The sequence below is a fragment of the Candidatus Methylomicrobium oryzae genome, assembly GCF_016745425.1.
Lineage (GTDB): Bacteria > Pseudomonadota > Gammaproteobacteria > Methylococcales > Methylomonadaceae > Methylomicrobium > Methylomicrobium oryzae.
In genome coordinates this window covers 140,342-157,001 of sequence record NZ_JAERVK010000012.1, presented here as the reverse complement: position 1 = coordinate 157,001, position 16,660 = coordinate 140,342, and the positions used below count along the sequence as shown (strand labels likewise).

Here is a 16,660-nt window from a genome sequence, read left to right as displayed (position 1 = left end):
GTTAAAGGACTTACTGAAGGGTAAGTCGCCGTAATCAGGGCAGAGACAGGTGTTCGATAAAAAACCGAATCAGTAAAAAGCAATCGGAACCCACCCTACTGATCCGGTCGTAATTCTTATCATTGACGGAATGTTAACGGCGTTTAGATCGATGCTTTTCGCTGGCCAGCAATAAAACGCCTGTCAGCAGCGCGAGCGCGCTGGTTCCGGATGTGGCATCGATTTCCGGTACATCATAGGTCCGGGAAAAGCTGACATGGCTCTTACTGATTCCTGAACTCGGTTTGGCGTTGATGCCGAGGCTCTTGTTGCCCCTATGGAACCATCTGCCGTGTGATTTAAAGCGTGACCATACATGTGACCAGGAGTGTTTCCAGTTATGGAAGCTGGAGTTCGGGCTGGGATGGGACCACGCGATCGGGCTGCCCGTTGTCAGTAATATTACGGTCATGCCCATTATTATTTTTTGTCGTATTTTCATAGTACACCTCACTTTCTCACTTTTTCATTGGCGAAAAAATTCAAGCTATTACCGGTGAAATTATGCATTCACATATAACAGTTTGATAATTCGAAGACACCATGACTTCAAATTGTTATTCTTTTGATGTGACTGGGGCGCTAAGGTATATGAATGATTATTATCTTATTGGGCACATTTTATATTTAATAACGATAGAATGATACATATAAAAAATGATATCGAAAAGATAAAGAATAGATATATTGATTACTTATAAAGTGATGCGTATATGCCAGTTATTTAAGCTCAAACTGTTGTGATTTTAAGTGCGTAATAGTAAGTCGACTTATGTATAAAATTTAAGGCTCAGCGGCAAAGTCGAGCGTTCCCAATTAACCGACCGGCAGGCCTTCTATTCGCTGTTGGAATATAAAGATCATGTCGATCTCTCGAAGAAACTGGCCGAACGGGAAGAGCCTGAACTTTCATCGGCCTCACTTCGCCCAGGCTGGAAAACGCCTTACGAAATGTTAAAAAGCAAATTCGTTTGTAAAATTCCCGTCGGCCGAGGTTTACTACCGCACAGATAAAGACCATGGGCGCACCGAAAATCAGCCGTATTGGTTTGTTGGATGTGCGGTTCGGGGTAAACGGCAGTCGAGCCAGAAATGGGTCAAGCGCCGGAAAATTCGGATTTAATCCGGAATCCGGCGCGCTGTTCTAAATCTATTGAATCGTTATGGGTCCGGTAAAGACAATCTAACCTGACGAAAAACCGCGCTTGATTGAGCGGCCGGTATCTATCGGACAGAGCCGATCTTCGGGAAAAAGGCGGCATGGCGCGGTTAATCTGCAAAAAAACAGAGGCTTGGCTTGACAAAGCGCGCAGGCGCGAAGTAATTTACATTTTGACGTCGGTTCAACAAGCTGGGTTGCGGGTTCGGAAATGACCGGGGCCTGAAGTGCTGATAATGTTCGGTTCAGGTCGGGCTCAATCAATTTTATTGTTTATGAGGCAACTATTCACCGCAATGAAATTCAGCCGTCGTACCAGCCGGAGGTTGAAAAAATTATCATCAGAGGATGTGGATTATGGCGTTCAGAATGATGATCGATACAAAATTCCAGCGGCGGTCTATTGCTTACTCTATTTTGATTCGCAACAGCTGCGCGGATACCCGGCGCAATCTTTTTCCGTTGCTTATCCGATCAAGTCACTTAGTGTCCGCCTAGGTTGAGGCTGTTTCCAAACATCCTCAAGACTCGGAAGCGCAATCGCCGTCTTATCTCTATCTCTTCCAGAACCTTTTTTCATGAATTCATTCTTCTTCCGGAAAATTCTCCGTATCGCTCTGATTCTGCTGCTGGCACTGCCGCTAGCCGGCTGTATTTACTGGTGGCGCGCCTATCAAACCTATTTGCAGATGAGTGAGTTCGACCGCTATTTCAAGGTCGCGGTTGCCGATGATTTTACCTTGCAATTCAAGGAGCCGATTCTGTACAGCGATGACTTTGTTTCTCTCGCCAAGCTGCATGCGAGCGAAGAAAAGCCGACCTCTGACGGGAAACGCTGGCGCTATTGGTTCCGGAAGGTCGATCAACAAGGTAAAGTGATCAAACCGAAAATCGAGTTCTATTCCGACCTGAACTTTAACAGGCAGGACAGGATTACGGCTTGGTCGTTCTCCTCGCTTTTTCTCGAAATCGCGCCGCCGAAGCTTCTCGAAGTCTCCTTGCGTTCGATAGGCGGTGCGGACATCAACAAAGAAAAAATGCAGTTGAAAGCCGATACCTCGCGTCTCGGTAAAATCAACGTGAACCTGCCCCTGAAAAGCAAGGTCGTGGAGAAACTGGGCGAGCCGTTGCGCATCAACGACGACCATGATCAGGATATCTACGTGTACCATTTCAAGCTGATCACGCACGGGATCGAAGAAGGCTACGAAGACCGGGAATTGACCACGCTCAATCTTAGCTTCGATAAAAAAACGCAGGAGCTGACCAAAATGTCGGGCCGGTTTGCAGGGCTCAAGATTTCGATCAACTATGGTAATCTGGTAGGGAAGGCGCCTTCTGGTATCGTAGCGTCGAATTAGCGGGCGGTTTTAGGTATTCGTACCGATTGTGCGGACAGTCCGCAAAGTGAACAATGCCAGTCGAAATAGGCTAAGATTTACAATAAAGCGCAGGGGTTAAAGCTTAGGCTGGAGCGCTGTTAAGCATGACATTGATATGCAAAAAAGCCTAAGCCGTATTTAGAAAACAACAGAAGAGGTTAATCATCATGCAAATTCCGTTACAGATCATTTTCCGGGGCATTGAGCCATCGGAAGCGGTTGAAGCAAGAATTCGGGAAAAAGTCGCCAAACTCGATCGGTTTCATTCGCACATCATGAGTTGCAGGGTGGCGGTGGAATCCGGCCATCACCATCATCACCAGGGCAATCTGTACCATATTCGCATCGACATTACCACGCCGGGCAAGGAAATCGTCACCAGCCGCGAGCGTCATGAGAACCAGGCTCACGAAGATGTGTATGTCGCGATCCGCGACGCGTTCAATGCCGCAACCAGGCAGCTCGAAGATTATGTTCGGATGCAGCGCGGCGAAGTTAAAAACCATTCAACGCAGGCAGGATAATCCGGAGCCGAAAAAGGCGAAAGTGGAGTTTGTTCTTGCGAGTAAAGCGGTTAGACAATCTCCGCAATATTCCATTGTTTCTCGCGCCGCATTCACTGCGGCGCGGGAGCCTGCTTCAAACCCTTCGGTTACAACCTTACAAGCCGCGTCCGGGTTTGCATTCATTCCAGTCCTCGTAGTGTCCGAATAGCGGAGTGTAGCAGACGCTTTGATTAACTCCGCTTGATCCGCACCACCGCCAGCAGCTCGCTGAATTACGATGGCAACGGTAACCTGACCGGCAACGGCGCCTGGTCCCGCGCCTGTAATCTCGACAACCAACTGACCGGCGCCTGCGGCAGACCGTTTTGGCCGGTACGGCCGCCCAACTGGCCTATGACGGCATCGATCAGTCCATTGGTTGGGTACGACGGCACTGGCGCCGCTCAGGGTCGACAAGCCGGCGTCGCGACGCCCTTTTGATTTTCCGCCTCGATCTGTTTAGCGATTTAGATTTCTCTGCGGGCGCCGTTGGAATCGAGGCGCTGGGCGATCCGATCCCGCGCTTCGTCGCGTTTGGTTCGGGCCTTTTTCAGCGTGGTTTTTGGATGTATCTCCCCCAAGGCTAAAAGCTTCTCTTTCCCGTCGATCCGGTACTTCATCCGGAAATATTTCGAGCCGTTCGAGTGGACGAGCAGAAATAGCCCTTTTTCGTCGGCCAGCTTGTAGGGCTTTTCGCGGGGCTTGGCGTTTTTGCAGTTGATGTCTGATAGGGGCATGGGGGTATATTTTTTTGGGGGTACAAAATGTACCCCGAAAAATACCCCCAGAGCTATTGGATGTCAATGTTTCTGGTTGAACTTCATTGGACATAAAAAAACCCGCGAAGCCAGAAGCTACGCGGGTTTTTGAATTTCTTTGCACGGCTCTGAACCATGAAATGGTACCGAGGGTCGGAATCGAACCGACACGATGTCACCATCACCGGATTTTGAATCCGGCGCGTCTACCAGTTCCGCCACCCCGGCAAAGAAGCGATATTATAATGAAAAAATTTTTGTATTGGCAAGGACTTTTTTACAATAGAACGCCGATTAATCCGATTCATTAATTTATGAAGAAAAGCGACTTTTTTTATCATCTGCCCGAAAATCTGATTGCCCAGCATCCGTTACCCGAGCGGCAGGCCAGCCGGCTGTTGTGCATGCGGGCTCCCGATTGGCGGATTGAAGACCGGAAGTTTACCGACCTTATCGACCTGGTCGATGCAAAGGACCTACTGGTATTCAACGATACTCGAGTAATTCCTGCCCGACTGTTCGGACGGAAAAGCACGGGTGGCCAGGTCGAGATCCTGATCGAACGAATACGGGATGCGCATCGCGCCGTCGCGCATATCCGGGCCAGCAAGGCGCCGAAGCCGGGCGCGGCGATCGTGCTGGATCAGGGACACCAATGCAGGGTTGTAGAGCGAGCCGGTGATTTGTTCGAACTCGAATTCGATTCGGCAGCGTCGCTTCCGGAGATACTCGAACGGATCGGCCATGTGCCGCTGCCGCCTTATATCGACCGAGCCGACGAGCGGGAAGACCTGAGCCGGTACCAGACCGTTTTCGCAAAGCAGCCGGGGGCGGTGGCGGCGCCGACCGCGGGGCTGCATTTCGATCGGGAAATGATGGAACGGATTGCCACGAAAGGCGTCTCGACCGCTTTTGTGACCCTGCATGTCGGGAGCGGCACGTTTCAGCCGGTGCGGGTCGAGAATCTGGACGACCATGTGATGCACCAGGAATTTTTTTCGGTTCCTGCCGAAACGGTCGAAGCGGTTCGACAGGCGCGGGAGCGCAACGGGCGTGTCGTCGCGGTCGGCACGACTTCGGTCAGGGCGCTTGAGTCGGCCAGTCGAAGCGGCCGGTTGGAAGCGGGCTGCGGCGATACCGATCTGTTCATCACGCCGGGATACCGTTTTCATGTGGTCGATGCGCTGCTGACCAACTTTCATCTGCCCGAATCCACCCTTTTGATGCTGGTATCGGCTTTTGCCGGTTATGAAACGACCATGAAGGCGTATCGGCACGCGATCGAGCACTCTTACCGTTTTTTCAGCTACGGCGATGCGATGTTTCTGGCAAGCGTTTAAACTCTTCTGAGCGAGCGCTTCACGGATTCGGGGTGTCGCTTGGTTTAGCCCTGAATTTACACACGCCCCCGCCTTTGGCCATGCATTCGAGATGCTCGATGTCCTGCTCCAGCAGCTTCGTGATCAGAGCCCGGTCAAACTCGCAAACCTCCTGAAATTTTTGTGCCAGGTCGTGATAGATGCAGTTGAATGCATCGATGGAGGCCGGCTCTTCGCGGGATGTATTCAGCCTGGCCTTGAAACCGAGCGCGTTCATGATCTTGATCAGCTCGGCAAGCCGTTCATCGCCCTGTTTGCCGGCAAATTGCGGCAGTAAGCCTTGCGCTAAGGACTCCGCCAGATCATGCAAATAGCGCTCCAGCGCCACGACTCCCATTTCCTGGCGTAATTTGCTCAGGAGCAGTTCGGAAAACCAGGCGTATTGTTTCTGAAAACTGTTGATGCCGGCTTCGGTCAGCACGAATACGCGCACCGGACGTCCGGCGGTCTTGTTCAGCATGCCGGTCTTTACGTAGCCGTCCCGTTCCAGCTTGTCGATATGCTGTTGCACCGCATTCCGGGAAATCGCCAATTGAGCAGCAAGTTCATCAATGCTTAATCCGGCTTTGGTGTTGAGTAAAAGGTCGAGAATTTGATGTTGCCTGGAACTTATGCTTTCAGCCATAAAAGCCTGTCTATTTTTAAGGTTTATCAGGATGCATCATAGCAAATATGCGCTTCTACAGGAATGTTCCTCGCAAAAGTAGTGACGTGTCTGATACGGGGTTGCGGATTATTTTATTCTCTTTTTCAATAAAAGTATTGCATAAGTGTAATATCGAGTTAAAATTATTTTGTGGGCTTCTTTTCGAGCTGTCGAAAGGGGCGCATGAAAAATTCGTGTCCAAAAATTATGAGAAAATTACAATGAGTGATTCACTTTATGAAAGAATTGGCGGCGAAGCAGCGGTCAACGCCGCTGTGGAGCTTTTCTACCGGAAAGTCTTGAGCGATTACCGGATCAACCGTTTCTTCGACAAAACCGACATGGACAGCCAGATTGCCAAGCAAAAGGCGTTTTTCACCTATGCGTTCGGCGGGCCGAACCATTACACCGGCAAAGACATGCGCAGTGCACATGCGCATCTGGTCAAAATGGGCATGGACGGTTCGCATTTCGATGCGGTGATGGAGCATTTGGGAGCTACGCTGCACGAATTGAATGTGCCTGAGGATTTGATCGCCGAAGCCGCCGGTATTGCGCTCGGCGCACGTTCGGATGTCCTGGGATTGTAATCAAGCGATTGCAAGCCGCGGCTTGATTGTCGAGGTGGCATTATGTTCGACTTAATAATTAAAAACAACCGTTTTACCTGCCGGCCGGGCGAAACCGTGCTCGACACGCTGCTGCGCGAAAACGTCAATATTCCTTACGGCTGTCGGGCTGGCATCTGCCAGAGTTGTGTCGTGCAAAGCCTCGACGTCACGCCGCCGGCCGAGACGCAGGGAAACCTGAAAGATACGCTCAAAAGCAGCGGGCATTTTTTGGCCTGCCAATGCGTTCCCGAGCAATCGATGAGGCTGAAGCTGCCCGCTCAGGAGGCCGGCTATACGGATTGCGCCGTCGTTGCCAGTGAGTTGATGAACCGGAATACCCGCCTGTTGATCATCCGGGTCAATGACGCGCACCGGTACAAGGCCGGCCAGTTCGTCAATCTGCAGCGCAGCGACGGCCTGACACGCAGCTATTCGATCGCGAATATTCCGCAAGTGTCGGGCACTCTCGAATTTCATGTCCGCCGCCTGCCTGGCGGGCGGTTCAGCGCTTGGGCGCATGATGAGCTGAGGGTCGGCGACTTGCTTCGAGTTTCGGAGCCGCAAGGCCACTGTTTTTATCTTCCCGACCGCAAGGAGCAGGGGCTCCTGTTGATCGGGACCGGCACTGGGCTGGCGCCCCTTGCGGGTATTCTGGCCGATGCGCTGGCCCACGGCCATTCGGGGCCGATCCGCCTGTTCCACGGCAGCCGCGAGAAGGAAGACCTGTATCGGACCGAGGAAATGCACGAACTTGCCAAGCGCTACCCGAATCTTTCCTATACGCCGTGCGTTTCGAGTGGGGACGCGCCGGAAGGTTTCGCTTCGGGACGTGCGAATGAGGTGGCCTTGGCTGCGCATCCCGATTTGTCCCGTTGGCGGATATTTCTTTGCGGCCATCCGGATATGGTCAAAAGCACCCAAAAGCAGGCTTATCTGAAAGGCGCCAGGCTGGCGGATATCTACTGTGACGCCTTTGTCGTCTCGACCGAGGCCGTATACTAAATCGTCTTTTTAATTCTCCATGTTTCGCGCCGGACCGTAAAGGGACGGCGCCCTTTTCCTCCCAAATATTCAGTTAAACGGCAATGGCGGAATTTCATCAATACCGCGGGCCGGTACGTTTCTGATTTAATAATATTTATTAATCAATGGTTTGTTGATAAGTGAGCATGCTGTGCATGCATTCTTTCAGCAAACGATCCTCCAATTCTTGCATTAATTAATGATAATGATTATCATTTATTCGAGGGCCGTAACATTGACCTCTCGTCGCTCTTGTTCGGCGCATCTGCAACCCTCTCTGCGGGATGCGTCGAACATTTTTTCGTATTACTCGAAGCGAGGACTCTTATGCTCGAATCACAATCTGTTGAGAAGGGGGAATTGGCGCGTCTGCATGCGGCAACTTGCCTGTCGATGACGCGGTTCATCAATGGACACCAATGTCCCAAGCTGGCGCACATGATCGTTCACCAATTAAACCAACTGCTGACCCATCCGGAACTGGAGCCCGTTTCGAACGCGCGCGACATGTATCTGCAAATGCTCGAACACTGGCAAAAGATCGCTGCGCAGCTTTTGGAACAACAGCACGCCCGTAAAACCGCGGCTGTTTACCATTGAGCGGGTCGATGAAAAGCGAAAAAGTCTTTCGCAGCGGCGGTGCTGTGCCGCCAACAGAGTCGCTCAGCGAGAAGCGCAGGATCAGCAGCAGCGCTTTATTCGGAACCCGGAACGAAATCGTGATTCTTCATAACGAGGAAGAATATCGCCTGCGCATTACGAGCAACGGGAAGCTGATACTGACTAAATAGTGTTCCCGCCAACCCATAGCCAGCCATCCCGTGCCGGGTAGCCAGCCACTCCGAATTCCGATACAGGAGGTACGGCCATGCCCGCCATTATTCATAAAATCGACTTTTCTGCGCCTGCAAACCGCCCGGACGGTTCGAGCCAATCGAGCCTCATCGGCCGGAAGGTGATTCCTTTCGCGCTGGAGTCCGAACATCTTGCGATGTATCGTCCTTTAGAGGCGCATCCTTGCTGTCGACGCCGTGAAGGCGTCTCTACCTTGCTGTTGGCGCTGAGCCTGCATTTTGCCGGGTTTGCCTGGATGTCTGATGCGGAGCATGAAGAACCGCTGACTGCGCCTGCCCCGATCCAGGTCGCCTGGATTGCAGCGCCTCGACCGAAGGCAGAAAAACCGCCGGCCGCACCGCCCTCGCCACCGAAACAGCAGACCGCAAACAAGGCCAAGCCGAAACCGAAGGCCGTTAAGCCGAAAAAAAATCGCCCTAAAGCCGTACTGTCTACCCAAGCTCCGGCGCCAGTAACGGCTCCGGCACCGGCAGAAAACATCGAGAAAGCGGCGCCGTCCATAACAAAACCTCTTGAAGCGCCGGCCGCCAAACCGGCGCTCAATGCCGCCCGACCGGCTCCCGCGGCGCCATCGGCCGACAGCAGTCTGCCGCTGACTCTGCCGAATCTGAATGCCGATTATCTGGATAACCCGGCGCCGCATTATCCCGAGGAGGCGCGCGAGCGCGGCGAACAAGGCAAGGTTTTGGTGCGGGCGCTGATTAATGTCGACGGCACCGTCGCCGAGCTTGCGATGAAGCGGAGCAGCGGTTTTCCCGATCTCGACCGGTCCGCGCTGGAAACGGTCAAAAAATGGCGGTTCGTACCGGCCCGGCGCGGCACGGCGACCGTTTCGGCCTGGGTCGTGGTGCCGATCTCTTTTTCTTTGGAAGGATAACAATGAATACGACAACCACTCTGCAACATTTTCTTGCCCAAAGCGACGGCGTCGGCCAGGCGCTGTTCTTTATTCTGGCGGCCATGTCGGTCGCCAGCTGGTACTTCATTCTGATCAAGGCTTGGCAGGGCATCCGCGCGCGCCGCCGGTCCGCGCAGTTTTTGCAAGCGTTCTGGAGCGCCGCGTCGCTGGAACAGATCGCCGAACGATTGGAGGAGAAAACGCCGGAAGAGTCGTTTTCTCTGTTGACCCTGCATGCAATAAACGCCAGGCGTCATCATGCCCGGCATGGCGGACAGCGCCTCCAGGAAGCGGGTTCCGCATCCGAATTTCTAACCCGCGCGATGCGTCGTATCATCGATGAAGAAACCGCCCGCCTGGAATGGGGGCTGACGGTGCTGGCTTCGATTGCAAGCACCGCGCCGTTCGTGGGCCTGTTTGGCACCGTTTGGGGGGTTTTTCACGCTTTGACCAATATAGGCCAGGGCGGGGCGGCTACTCTGGAGCAAATCGCGGGTCCCGTCGGAGAGGCGCTGATCATGACCGGCCTGGGACTGGCGGTGGCGATTCCGGCCGTGCTTGCCTACAACGCCTGCGCGCGCTCGAACCGGCTGGTGCTGGCGAAACTCGACGCCTTCGCGCATGACCTGTTCGCGTTGCTGACCACAGGCGCTCTGCCCGCTGTGCAGGGAGAACGCTGATGGCATTCGGAGGCTTCAATCAAAACAGTAATGCGCATCCGGTGGTCGAGATCAACATGGTGCCGCTGATCGACGTGATGCTGGTGCTGTTGATCATTTTCATGATTACGGCGCCCCTGATGACGCATGCGGTCAAGATCGATCTGCCGAAAGCTGACAGCATCGCTCAGACGGAGGAAACCAAACACATCGATCTGGCGATCGATGCGGAGGGTCAAATCTTTTGGGATGCGGCCTCTGTCAGCCGCGATCAGCTACGGGAGAACCTGCAGCGAATCGCAACCGAGACGCCGCAGCCGGAACTGCATGTTCGCGCCGACCAGAACGTGCCGTACCGCAAAGTCGCTGAAGCGCTCGCCGATGCCGCCACGGCCGGCGTCAGCCGGATCGGTTTTGTGTCCGAGCCGGAAGTCTCTCGATAGCGCTTTTGCATTTCACCTTCAGGAGTAAACGCCGTAACCAAAAATGCGCTGGATGAAGAAGCGATCTGCTGCGCGGTTTTACGCTGCCGGCTAAAGCTGCGATTGCAGATAGTTTTCCAGCCCTATCCGCTCGATCAACCCCAGTTGTTTTTCCAGCCAGTGCGTGTGGTCGTCTTCGGTATCCTCCAGCATTGCCCGCAGAATTTCGCGGGTCTGGTAATCGTGCTGCTGTTCGCATACGGCGATTGCCTCGCGCAACGCCGCCACCACGCTGAGTTCGAGCGCCAAATCGTTTTTCAGCATTTCCGGAACGCTGCTGCCGACGTTGAGAGGGTTGCGCTTGGCGACATCGGGCGTACCTTCCAAAAACAGGATACGCTTGATCAGGGCATCCGCATGGCCTAATTCGTCCTGCACTTCGTGGGCGATGCGCTCGTACAGCTTTTCAAAGCCCCAGTTTTGATACATCCGAGAGTGAATAAGGTATTGATCCGCCGCGCTCAGTTCGCCGGTCAGTAGTTGATTCAGATATTCGATGACTTGCTGATTGCCTTGCATGCGTTCTACTCCCAAAAATTAATAATACAATCGGACGTTGCCGTGAAAATGCATTGGCCGGGCTTGTCCCCCCCCTATGCCGGGGATTATAAGCATGCGGGCCTTATTTAGGCAATCGGCCGCATCCGCACTGAGTTCAATTGGGGCTTGACATCGGGATTAAATCTTATATAATGAGAATCATTATCATTTGTATGCAATTCCTGCATGCTTCGATCAAAATCAAGCCAGCCACCCAGCATTTCCCGCCAGGCAGCCACTATCCGAAAAATAACAATAACATCCACGGGGGAAGTTATGTCTGAAAAATCCACAAAACGCGCCGGGCGCCGCTGGCGGGTCGGGGCTTTATTGCCTTTGGGCGCTGCCTTGAGCGGTATGGCGATGGCCGCCGATGTGACGCCGCCCGACGCGAATGAAGAAATCGTGCTGAAAGACGTGAAGGTCAAGGCCGCACGCGATAAAAAGGAAGCCGCTTACAAGGCGGATTCGGCCTCGACCGGCAGTAAAATCGCGATGCCGATCCGCGACATTCCGCAGTCGATCAGCGTGGTTAAAAAAGAATTGATTCAGTCGCAAAACGCCTTCAATTTGCGCGACGCCTTGAAAAACGTCAGCGGCCTGACGATCGCTGCCGGCGAAGGCGGGCGCACCGGCGATTCGATTACGCTACGCGGCTTTTCGGCCAATTCCGACCAATACCTGGACGGGGTGAAGGAAAACGGCCAATACAGCCGGGATACGTTTTTTCTGGAACGCGCCGAGGTATTGAAAGGCGCTTCGTCGATCCTGTTCGGACGGGGAGCCACGGGCGGCGTGATCAATCAGATCTTCAAGAAGCCGACCGGTCGGAACCAGGTAATCGGCGATTTCACTTACGGGATGTACGATTTCAAGCGTTCGTCGATCGATGCGGAAACCGCGTACGACGATTTGGCGGCGCGGCTGAACCTGATGTGGCAGGACAGCGATTCGTTCCGCGACTACAACTACAACAACCGCTGGGGCATCGCGCCGTCGTTCCGGTACAAGATTTCGGCCGACACCGAGCTCACGGCGAACCTGTTGCATCAGGAAGAAAGCGGAGTGTTCGATTACGGGGTGCCGATGTATAAAGGCAAGCCCGCGGACGTGCCGATCAATACCTATTACGGCTTTCCCGACAACCAGATGCAGGATACCGACGTGAATGTCGGCACGGTCGCCCTGTCGCACCGCTTCAACGACGAGTTTTCGGTCAAGAACACCGTGCGCTACGGCGAATACGACCGCAAATACCTGACGCACCTGTTCGGGGCGGTTACGGATACGGGACTGACTTCCACGGTTGCTCGAACGCAGGCCCTGCGCGGCAATCACCAGGAGAACCTGTATAATCAGACCGATTTCGTGTTGAAGAAACCGGTGCTCGGCTTCGACAATACGCTGATGTTTGGCGCCGAGTTCGGCTGGGAAAATTACGATTTCAAATCGAAGAACTCGATCGGAGTCACACCGATCTCGATTTTCAATCCGGTGCTGACGCCTTCGGTTGGGGCGGGTCTCGCCACCGATTTCAGCGGGACGCTGGCGACCAACCGTTATACCGAAACCCGCACCTATGCCGGCTATCTGATGGATCAGTTCGAGTTGACGTCGGAGCTGAAACTTTTGGGCGGCGTGCGCTACGACGTGTTTTCGGCTTCGCAGGACGATCGGTTGAGCGATGCGGGCGATTTCGGCCGGATCGATCGCCAGTGGAACCCGCGTGCCGGCATCGTCTGGCAGCCGACCAAGGCCCAGTCGTATTATTTCAGCTACGGCACCTCGTTCAATCCGTCCGCGGAAGCCTTCAGCCTGGCCGCCAATACCGCCAATATACCACCCGAAAAGAACCGCAATTTCGAGATCGGCGCGAAATACGACCTGTTCGACGGCAGGCTGTCGGCAACCGCTGCCCTGTTCCGACTCGAAAAGACCAATGCGCGCACCGCGTCGCCGACAAATCCCGACCTGACCGTACTGTCGGGCGAACAGCGTACCGACGGTTTCGAGCTGGGCCTCGCTGGCGAAATCCTGCCGCGCCTGGATTTGTCGATGACCTATGCTTATCTGGATGCAGAGGTGACCAAATCGAACTCGACCGCGGTCGGCACGGTCAGCGGCCAGACCAAATCCCTGCAGGGGATGATTCCGGTCAACGTACCCCGGCACAGCGGCGTAACCTGGCTCAGTTATCACCTGACCGATGCCTGGGAGATCGGGGGAGGGGTGTTCTACAGCAGCGAGCGGCATACCGACACGGTCAACGAAGTGACTTTGCCCGGTTATGCGCGGCTCGATGCGGTGGTGGCCTACCACCAGAAACATTACGATGTGCAGTTGAACGTGTTCAACCTGACCGATACCGTTTACTACGAATCGGGGCAAACCCGTTCCGCGTTGCCGGGCGCCCCCGTGTCCGGGCAACTGTCGGTCAGGCTGAAGTATTAACATACAGGCCGTACAGATGTATTCTCTCCTCCTGGACGTAGGGTACGCTGCGCGTACCTTTTCAGAATGTTCTGCGGTTGAGTGCTGGCAAAGGTACGCGCAGCGTACCCTACCGTATGTCGTATCCAAGGCGTTGTTCTTCTGAGGGTTCGCGGGGAACATCGGAGCGATAGGGAAGCGACCATCACATCCTGAGATTATATGCATAAATCGCAAAGTATCACTGTCAATCCCCGCCCCAAAACCGGGGGCGGCTATCTGTTCTTGCCGAAACGCTGGGTGCGCGGCAGTTTTTTGAAATGGCTGCGCAGGACTCACGGTTGGTTCGGGCTCTGGGGGGCATCGCTGGGGCTGCTGTTCGGGATCACCGGCATTTTGCTGAATCATCATGAAGTGATGAAGATCCCCGCAGCTAAAATCGAAAAGTCCGAAGTACAGCTGGCATTGCCGGAGCCGCTTCCTGCCGATCCTAAGGCGCTGGCGGAATGGCTCGGACAGGAGTTCGGGCTGGATGCCCGCCATGCGAAAATCCAGCGCGAGCCGGCGAGAACGGTCGTCTGGAACGGCATCAGCGTCGAGCAGCCGCCACGCTGGCAGGTCACTGTGCGTACGCCACGGGAATCGGTGCAGGCCGAATACTGGCCGGGCAACCGTTCCGTGACCGTCAAGCGCGGCACCGGGAACCTGTTTGCGCTGCTGACCAATCTGCATAAAGGCGTCGGCATGGGCATCGGTTGGGTGCTGTTGGCCGATACCCTGGCCGGCGGCCTGATCGTATTGAGCCTGACCGGCATTCTGCTGTGGACGCGCTTGCACGGCGGACGCCTTGCCGCCGCCGGCCTCGGCCTCGGATCGCTCGGCCTGGCGGTCGGATTTGCCTGGCAGGCGGCGGGAGGCTGAGCGTGCTGATTCAGATTCCCGAAGTCTTGTCCATCGAGGAACTTGCTCGATGCCGGGCCATCCTGGCCGGTGCCGACTGGGCGGACGGCCGGATCACCGCCGGCACCCAGTCAGCCAAGGTCAAGCAGAACTTGCAATTGCCGGAACTGTGCGAAGCCAGCCTGACCGTCCGCCAAGTCGTGCTCGAGGCGCTGAACCGGAACGCACTGTTCTTGTCCGCGGCCTTGCCCAAACGGATTTTTCCGCCGTTATTCAACCGCTACGAAGGCGCCTACAACACTTTCGGCAATCACATCGACAACGCGGTGCGCGTCTGCGCCGACTCCGGCGTCCGGGTCCGCACCGATCTGTCCGCGACCTTGTTCTTCAGCGACCCCGACAGCTACGACGGCGGCGAACTGGTGATCGAGGACACCTATGGCGATCACGCGGTGAAACTGGCGGCCGGCGACATGGTGCTGTATCCGGGTTCCAGCCTGCATCGGGTCGTGCCGGTCACCCGCGGCGCCCGGCTAGCGTCGTTTTTCTGGATCGAGAGCATGGTGCGCGAAACCGAACGCCGACGGTTGCTGTTCGAAATGGACATGGCGATTCTTGAGCTGCGCGAAACGCAGGGGGACATTCCGGCCGCGGTCAATCTGACCGGCTGCTACCATAACCTGCTGCGCATGTGGGCGGATATGTAGGAGCGGCACGGGTCTGCTACTGCGAGAGCCTGCTGCGATAGCGTAACCGGCGGAATATGGCTTCACCTCACATACGTGCGATTACGCTACGCTAATCGTACCTACGGCTTTTAGTCGTTTAAAACAAACTTTCCCACATTCGGTCGACCTTTTTGATGACTTCTTCGGTCATCGCGATCGTCCGGCCCCATTCCCGGTTCGTTTCGCCGGGCCATTTATTGGTCGCATCGAAGCCGACCTTCGAGCCGAGCCCCGAAACCGGCGAGGCAAAGTCGAGATAATCGATCGGGGTATTTTCGAGGATCGTCAGGTCGCGGGCCGGGTCCATTCGGGTAGTGATCGCCCAGATCACGTCCTGCCAGTTGCGCACGTCGACATCGTCGTCGACCACGATCACGAACTTCGTATACATGAACTGGCGCAGGAACGACCAGGTGCCCAGCATCACCCGTTTCGCGTGACCGGCATACTGCTTTTTCATGCTGATCACGGCCATCCGGTACGAGCAGCCTTCCGGCGGCAGGTAGAAATCGACGATCTCCGGGAACTGTTTCTGTAGGATCGGCACGAACACTTCGTTTAGCGCGACGCCGAGAATCGCCGGCTCGTCAGGCGGGCGTCCGGTGTAGGTGCTGTGGTAGATCGGGTTGCGGCGCTGAGTGATCTTCTCGATCGTGAACACCGGAAATTCGTCCACTTCGTTATAGTAACCGGTGTGATCTCCGAACGGGCCTTCGGGCGCGGTTTCGCCGGGATAAATGAAGCCTTCGAGCACGATTTCGGCGCTGGCCGGCACCTGCAGCCAGTCGTTGCTCAGGCAGTTCGCGACCTCGGTCTTGCTGCCGCGCAGGAGTCCTGCAAACGCATATTCGGACAGCGCATCTGGCACCGGGGTAACCGCGCCGAGGATCGTGGCCGGATCGGCGCCGAGCGCGACCGCGACCGGATAAGGCTCGCCCGGCCGGACTTTCTGCCATTCCCGGAAATCGAGCGCGCCGCCCCGGTGCGCCAGCCAGCGCATGATGACTTTATTCTTGCCGATCACTTGCTGGCGATAGATGCCGAGGTTTTGCCGCTCCTTGAAGGGGCCTTTCGTAATCACCAAGGGCCAAGTGATCAATGGCCCGGCGTCTTCCGGCCAGCAAGTCTGGATCGGATAGTTGCCGAGATCGATGTCACTGCCTTCGATCACTTCCTGCTGACACGGCGGATCCTTGACCAGCTTCGGCGCCATGTTCAAGACCTGCTTGAACACCGGAAACTTTTCGAACGCATCCTTCATCCCTTTCGGCGGCTCGGGCTCCTTCAGGTAGGCCAGGAGTTCGCCGATCCCGCGCAATTCGCTGACCGAGTCGGCGCCCATGCCCATCGCGACCCGGCGCGCGGTGCCGAACAGGTTGCCCAGCAGCGGAACTGTCGAACCGACCGGATTTTCGAACAGCAGCGCTGGGCCGCCTTGTTTCAGGGTGCGATCGCAGATTTCGGTGATTTCAAGGTGTGGGTCGACCGGCGCGTTGACCCGCTTCAGTTCGCCTTCTTTTTCGAGTTGCGCGATGAAGTCGCGGAGGTCTTTGTATTTCATTATGACGTTGATATTGATTATAGGGAAAAGCTTCCGAATTAAATGGTACGCAATGCGTACCCTAC

The 16,660-nt window shown here is 55.2% G+C and carries 20 protein-coding genes and 1 tRNA gene; 15 read left to right on the top strand and 6 right to left on the bottom strand.

Annotated features, from left to right (window positions below):
- Positions 1 to 133 precede the first annotated feature (133 nt).
- Entirely contained in the window at positions 134 to 481 is a 348-nt protein-coding gene (locus tag JJL52_RS14545; protein ID WP_202053212.1) for a VPEID-CTERM sorting domain-containing protein, read from the bottom strand.
- Positions 482 to 1,058: 577 nt separating this feature from the next.
- Here JJL52_RS14545 and JJL52_RS21595 point away from each other — a divergent pair.
- The 4 genes from JJL52_RS21595 to JJL52_RS14530 all read left to right on the top strand — a co-directional run bounded on the left by JJL52_RS21595 (position 1,059) and on the right by JJL52_RS14530 (position 3,566).
- Positions 1,059 to 1,187: a hypothetical protein gene (locus JJL52_RS21595; protein ID WP_272901743.1), complete on the top strand. Its 129-nt coding sequence runs from the start codon at positions 1,059 to 1,061 to the stop codon at positions 1,185 to 1,187.
- Positions 1,188 to 1,776: 589 nt separating this feature from the next.
- Positions 1,777 to 2,559: a hypothetical protein gene (locus tag JJL52_RS14540; protein WP_202053211.1), complete on the top strand. Its 783-nt coding sequence runs from the start codon at positions 1,777 to 1,779 to the stop codon at positions 2,557 to 2,559.
- Positions 2,560 to 2,747: 188 nt separating this feature from the next.
- Positions 2,748 to 3,104, top strand: coding sequence for an HPF/RaiA family ribosome-associated protein (locus JJL52_RS14535; protein WP_202053210.1), 357 nt, complete (start codon positions 2,748 to 2,750; stop codon positions 3,102 to 3,104).
- A gap of 222 nt (positions 3,105 to 3,326) precedes the next feature.
- On the top strand, positions 3,327 to 3,566 hold the full coding sequence (locus tag JJL52_RS14530) for a hypothetical protein (RefSeq protein ID WP_202053209.1): 240 nt from the start codon (positions 3,327 to 3,329) through the stop codon (positions 3,564 to 3,566).
- 26 nt (positions 3,567 to 3,592) lie between these two features.
- On the opposite strand, the gene JJL52_RS14525 is transcribed toward JJL52_RS14530, so the two are convergent.
- Together JJL52_RS14525 and JJL52_RS14520 are read right to left on the bottom strand one after the other, a co-directional pair.
- Positions 3,593 to 3,862, bottom strand: coding sequence for an Arm DNA-binding domain-containing protein (locus JJL52_RS14525; protein ID WP_202053208.1), 270 nt, complete (start codon positions 3,860 to 3,862; stop codon positions 3,593 to 3,595).
- Positions 3,863 to 4,024: 162 nt separating this feature from the next.
- Positions 4,025 to 4,111 (bottom strand) — tRNA-Leu (locus JJL52_RS14520).
- A gap of 86 nt (positions 4,112 to 4,197) precedes the next feature.
- Between JJL52_RS14520 and queA the strand changes: the two genes are divergently transcribed.
- Positions 4,198 to 5,223, top strand: a complete 1,026-nt coding sequence (gene queA / locus JJL52_RS14515; protein ID WP_202053207.1) for a tRNA preQ1(34) S-adenosylmethionine ribosyltransferase-isomerase QueA — start codon at positions 4,198 to 4,200, stop codon at positions 5,221 to 5,223.
- Between the two features lie 19 nt (positions 5,224 to 5,242).
- On the opposite strand, the gene JJL52_RS14510 is transcribed toward queA, so the two are convergent.
- Positions 5,243 to 5,887, bottom strand: a complete 645-nt coding sequence (locus JJL52_RS14510; RefSeq protein WP_202053206.1) for a helix-turn-helix transcriptional regulator — start codon at positions 5,885 to 5,887, stop codon at positions 5,243 to 5,245.
- Between the two features lie 242 nt (positions 5,888 to 6,129).
- Here JJL52_RS14510 and JJL52_RS14505 point away from each other — a divergent pair, with 242 nt between their 5' ends.
- The 7 genes from JJL52_RS14505 (at position 6,130) to JJL52_RS14475 (ending at position 10,397) form a co-directional block, all read left to right on the top strand.
- Entirely contained in the window at positions 6,130 to 6,498 is a 369-nt protein-coding gene (locus tag JJL52_RS14505) for a group I truncated hemoglobin (RefSeq protein WP_202053205.1), read from the top strand.
- 42 nt (positions 6,499 to 6,540) lie between these two features.
- A complete protein-coding gene (locus JJL52_RS14500) occupies positions 6,541 to 7,521 on the top strand; it encodes a 2Fe-2S iron-sulfur cluster-binding protein (protein ID WP_202053204.1) in 981 nt (326 codons plus the stop codon).
- A gap of 348 nt (positions 7,522 to 7,869) precedes the next feature.
- Positions 7,870 to 8,142, top strand: a complete 273-nt coding sequence (locus JJL52_RS14495; protein ID WP_202053203.1) for a hypothetical protein — start codon at positions 7,870 to 7,872, stop codon at positions 8,140 to 8,142.
- An 8-nt stretch (positions 8,143 to 8,150) separates the two neighbouring features.
- Positions 8,151 to 8,333 carry a hemin uptake protein HemP gene (gene hemP, locus JJL52_RS14490; protein WP_202053202.1) on the top strand — a complete coding sequence of 61 codons (183 nt, stop codon included), beginning with the start codon at positions 8,151 to 8,153 and terminating at the stop codon, positions 8,331 to 8,333.
- A gap of 77 nt (positions 8,334 to 8,410) precedes the next feature.
- Positions 8,411 to 9,274 (top strand): energy transducer TonB, encoded by an 864-nt coding sequence (locus JJL52_RS14485; RefSeq protein ID WP_202053201.1) that lies wholly within the window; start codon positions 8,411 to 8,413, stop codon positions 9,272 to 9,274.
- A 2-nt stretch (positions 9,275 to 9,276) separates the two neighbouring features.
- The gene (locus JJL52_RS14480; RefSeq protein ID WP_202053200.1) at positions 9,277 to 9,975 is read left to right on the top strand and encodes a MotA/TolQ/ExbB proton channel family protein; all 699 of its coding nucleotides are present in this window, start codon (positions 9,277 to 9,279) and stop codon (positions 9,973 to 9,975) included.
- On the top strand, positions 9,975 to 10,397 hold the full coding sequence (locus JJL52_RS14475; RefSeq protein WP_202053199.1) for an ExbD/TolR family protein: 423 nt from the start codon (positions 9,975 to 9,977) through the stop codon (positions 10,395 to 10,397). The genes JJL52_RS14480 and JJL52_RS14475 overlap by 1 nt, the downstream gene beginning before the upstream one ends.
- Before the next feature lie 90 nt (positions 10,398 to 10,487).
- Here JJL52_RS14475 and bfr read toward each other — a convergent pair whose 3' ends face one another.
- Positions 10,488 to 10,955 (bottom strand): bacterioferritin, encoded by a 468-nt coding sequence (bfr, locus tag JJL52_RS14470; RefSeq protein ID WP_202053198.1) that lies wholly within the window; start codon positions 10,953 to 10,955, stop codon positions 10,488 to 10,490.
- Positions 10,956 to 11,252: 297 nt separating this feature from the next.
- Here bfr and JJL52_RS14465 point away from each other — a divergent pair, with 297 nt between their 5' ends.
- The 3 genes from JJL52_RS14465 (at position 11,253) to JJL52_RS14455 (ending at position 15,013) form a co-directional block, all read left to right on the top strand.
- On the top strand, positions 11,253 to 13,427 hold the full coding sequence (locus tag JJL52_RS14465; protein WP_202053197.1) for a TonB-dependent receptor: 2,175 nt from the start codon (positions 11,253 to 11,255) through the stop codon (positions 13,425 to 13,427).
- Positions 13,428 to 13,628: 201 nt separating this feature from the next.
- The gene (locus JJL52_RS14460) at positions 13,629 to 14,327 is read left to right on the top strand and encodes a PepSY-associated TM helix domain-containing protein (protein ID WP_202053196.1); all 699 of its coding nucleotides are present in this window, start codon (positions 13,629 to 13,631) and stop codon (positions 14,325 to 14,327) included.
- A 2-nt stretch (positions 14,328 to 14,329) separates the two neighbouring features.
- The gene (locus tag JJL52_RS14455) at positions 14,330 to 15,013 is read left to right on the top strand and encodes a Fe2+-dependent dioxygenase (RefSeq protein WP_202053195.1); all 684 of its coding nucleotides are present in this window, start codon (positions 14,330 to 14,332) and stop codon (positions 15,011 to 15,013) included.
- Between the two features lie 118 nt (positions 15,014 to 15,131).
- Here JJL52_RS14455 and ubiD read toward each other — a convergent pair whose 3' ends face one another.
- Positions 15,132 to 16,595 (bottom strand): 4-hydroxy-3-polyprenylbenzoate decarboxylase, encoded by a 1,464-nt coding sequence (gene ubiD, locus JJL52_RS14450; RefSeq protein ID WP_202053194.1) that lies wholly within the window; start codon positions 16,593 to 16,595, stop codon positions 15,132 to 15,134.
- Between the last annotated feature and the right edge of the window lie 65 nt (positions 16,596 to 16,660).

Excerpts from the sequence above, each read along its gene's own strand:
- JJL52_RS14545 (WP_202053212.1), bottom strand. The coding sequence starts at position 481 with ATGAAAATACGACAAAAAATAATAATGGGCATGACCGTAATATTACTG.
- JJL52_RS21595 (WP_272901743.1), top strand. The coding sequence starts at position 1,059 with ATGGGCGCACCGAAAATCAGCCGTATTGGTTTGTTGGATGTGCGGTTC.
- JJL52_RS14540 (WP_202053211.1), top strand. The coding sequence starts at position 1,777 with ATGAATTCATTCTTCTTCCGGAAAATTCTCCGTATCGCTCTGATTCTG.
- JJL52_RS14535 (WP_202053210.1), top strand. The coding sequence starts at position 2,748 with ATGCAAATTCCGTTACAGATCATTTTCCGGGGCATTGAGCCATCGGAA.
- JJL52_RS14525 (WP_202053208.1), bottom strand. The coding sequence starts at position 3,862 with ATGCCCCTATCAGACATCAACTGCAAAAACGCCAAGCCCCGCGAAAAG.
- queA (WP_202053207.1), top strand. The coding sequence starts at position 4,198 with ATGAAGAAAAGCGACTTTTTTTATCATCTGCCCGAAAATCTGATTGCC.
- JJL52_RS14510 (WP_202053206.1), bottom strand. The coding sequence starts at position 5,887 with ATGGCTGAAAGCATAAGTTCCAGGCAACATCAAATTCTCGACCTTTTA.
- JJL52_RS14505 (WP_202053205.1), top strand. The coding sequence starts at position 6,130 with ATGAGTGATTCACTTTATGAAAGAATTGGCGGCGAAGCAGCGGTCAAC.
- JJL52_RS14500 (WP_202053204.1), top strand. The coding sequence starts at position 6,541 with ATGTTCGACTTAATAATTAAAAACAACCGTTTTACCTGCCGGCCGGGC.
- JJL52_RS14495 (WP_202053203.1), top strand. The coding sequence starts at position 7,870 with ATGCTCGAATCACAATCTGTTGAGAAGGGGGAATTGGCGCGTCTGCAT.
- hemP (WP_202053202.1), top strand. The coding sequence starts at position 8,151 with ATGAAAAGCGAAAAAGTCTTTCGCAGCGGCGGTGCTGTGCCGCCAACA.
- JJL52_RS14485 (WP_202053201.1), top strand. The coding sequence starts at position 8,411 with ATGCCCGCCATTATTCATAAAATCGACTTTTCTGCGCCTGCAAACCGC.
- JJL52_RS14480 (WP_202053200.1), top strand. The coding sequence starts at position 9,277 with ATGAATACGACAACCACTCTGCAACATTTTCTTGCCCAAAGCGACGGC.
- JJL52_RS14475 (WP_202053199.1), top strand. The coding sequence starts at position 9,975 with ATGGCATTCGGAGGCTTCAATCAAAACAGTAATGCGCATCCGGTGGTC.
- bfr (WP_202053198.1), bottom strand. The coding sequence starts at position 10,955 with ATGCAAGGCAATCAGCAAGTCATCGAATATCTGAATCAACTACTGACC.
- JJL52_RS14465 (WP_202053197.1), top strand. The coding sequence starts at position 11,253 with ATGTCTGAAAAATCCACAAAACGCGCCGGGCGCCGCTGGCGGGTCGGG.
- JJL52_RS14460 (WP_202053196.1), top strand. The coding sequence starts at position 13,629 with ATGCATAAATCGCAAAGTATCACTGTCAATCCCCGCCCCAAAACCGGG.
- ubiD (WP_202053194.1), bottom strand. The coding sequence starts at position 16,595 with ATGAAATACAAAGACCTCCGCGACTTCATCGCGCAACTCGAAAAAGAA.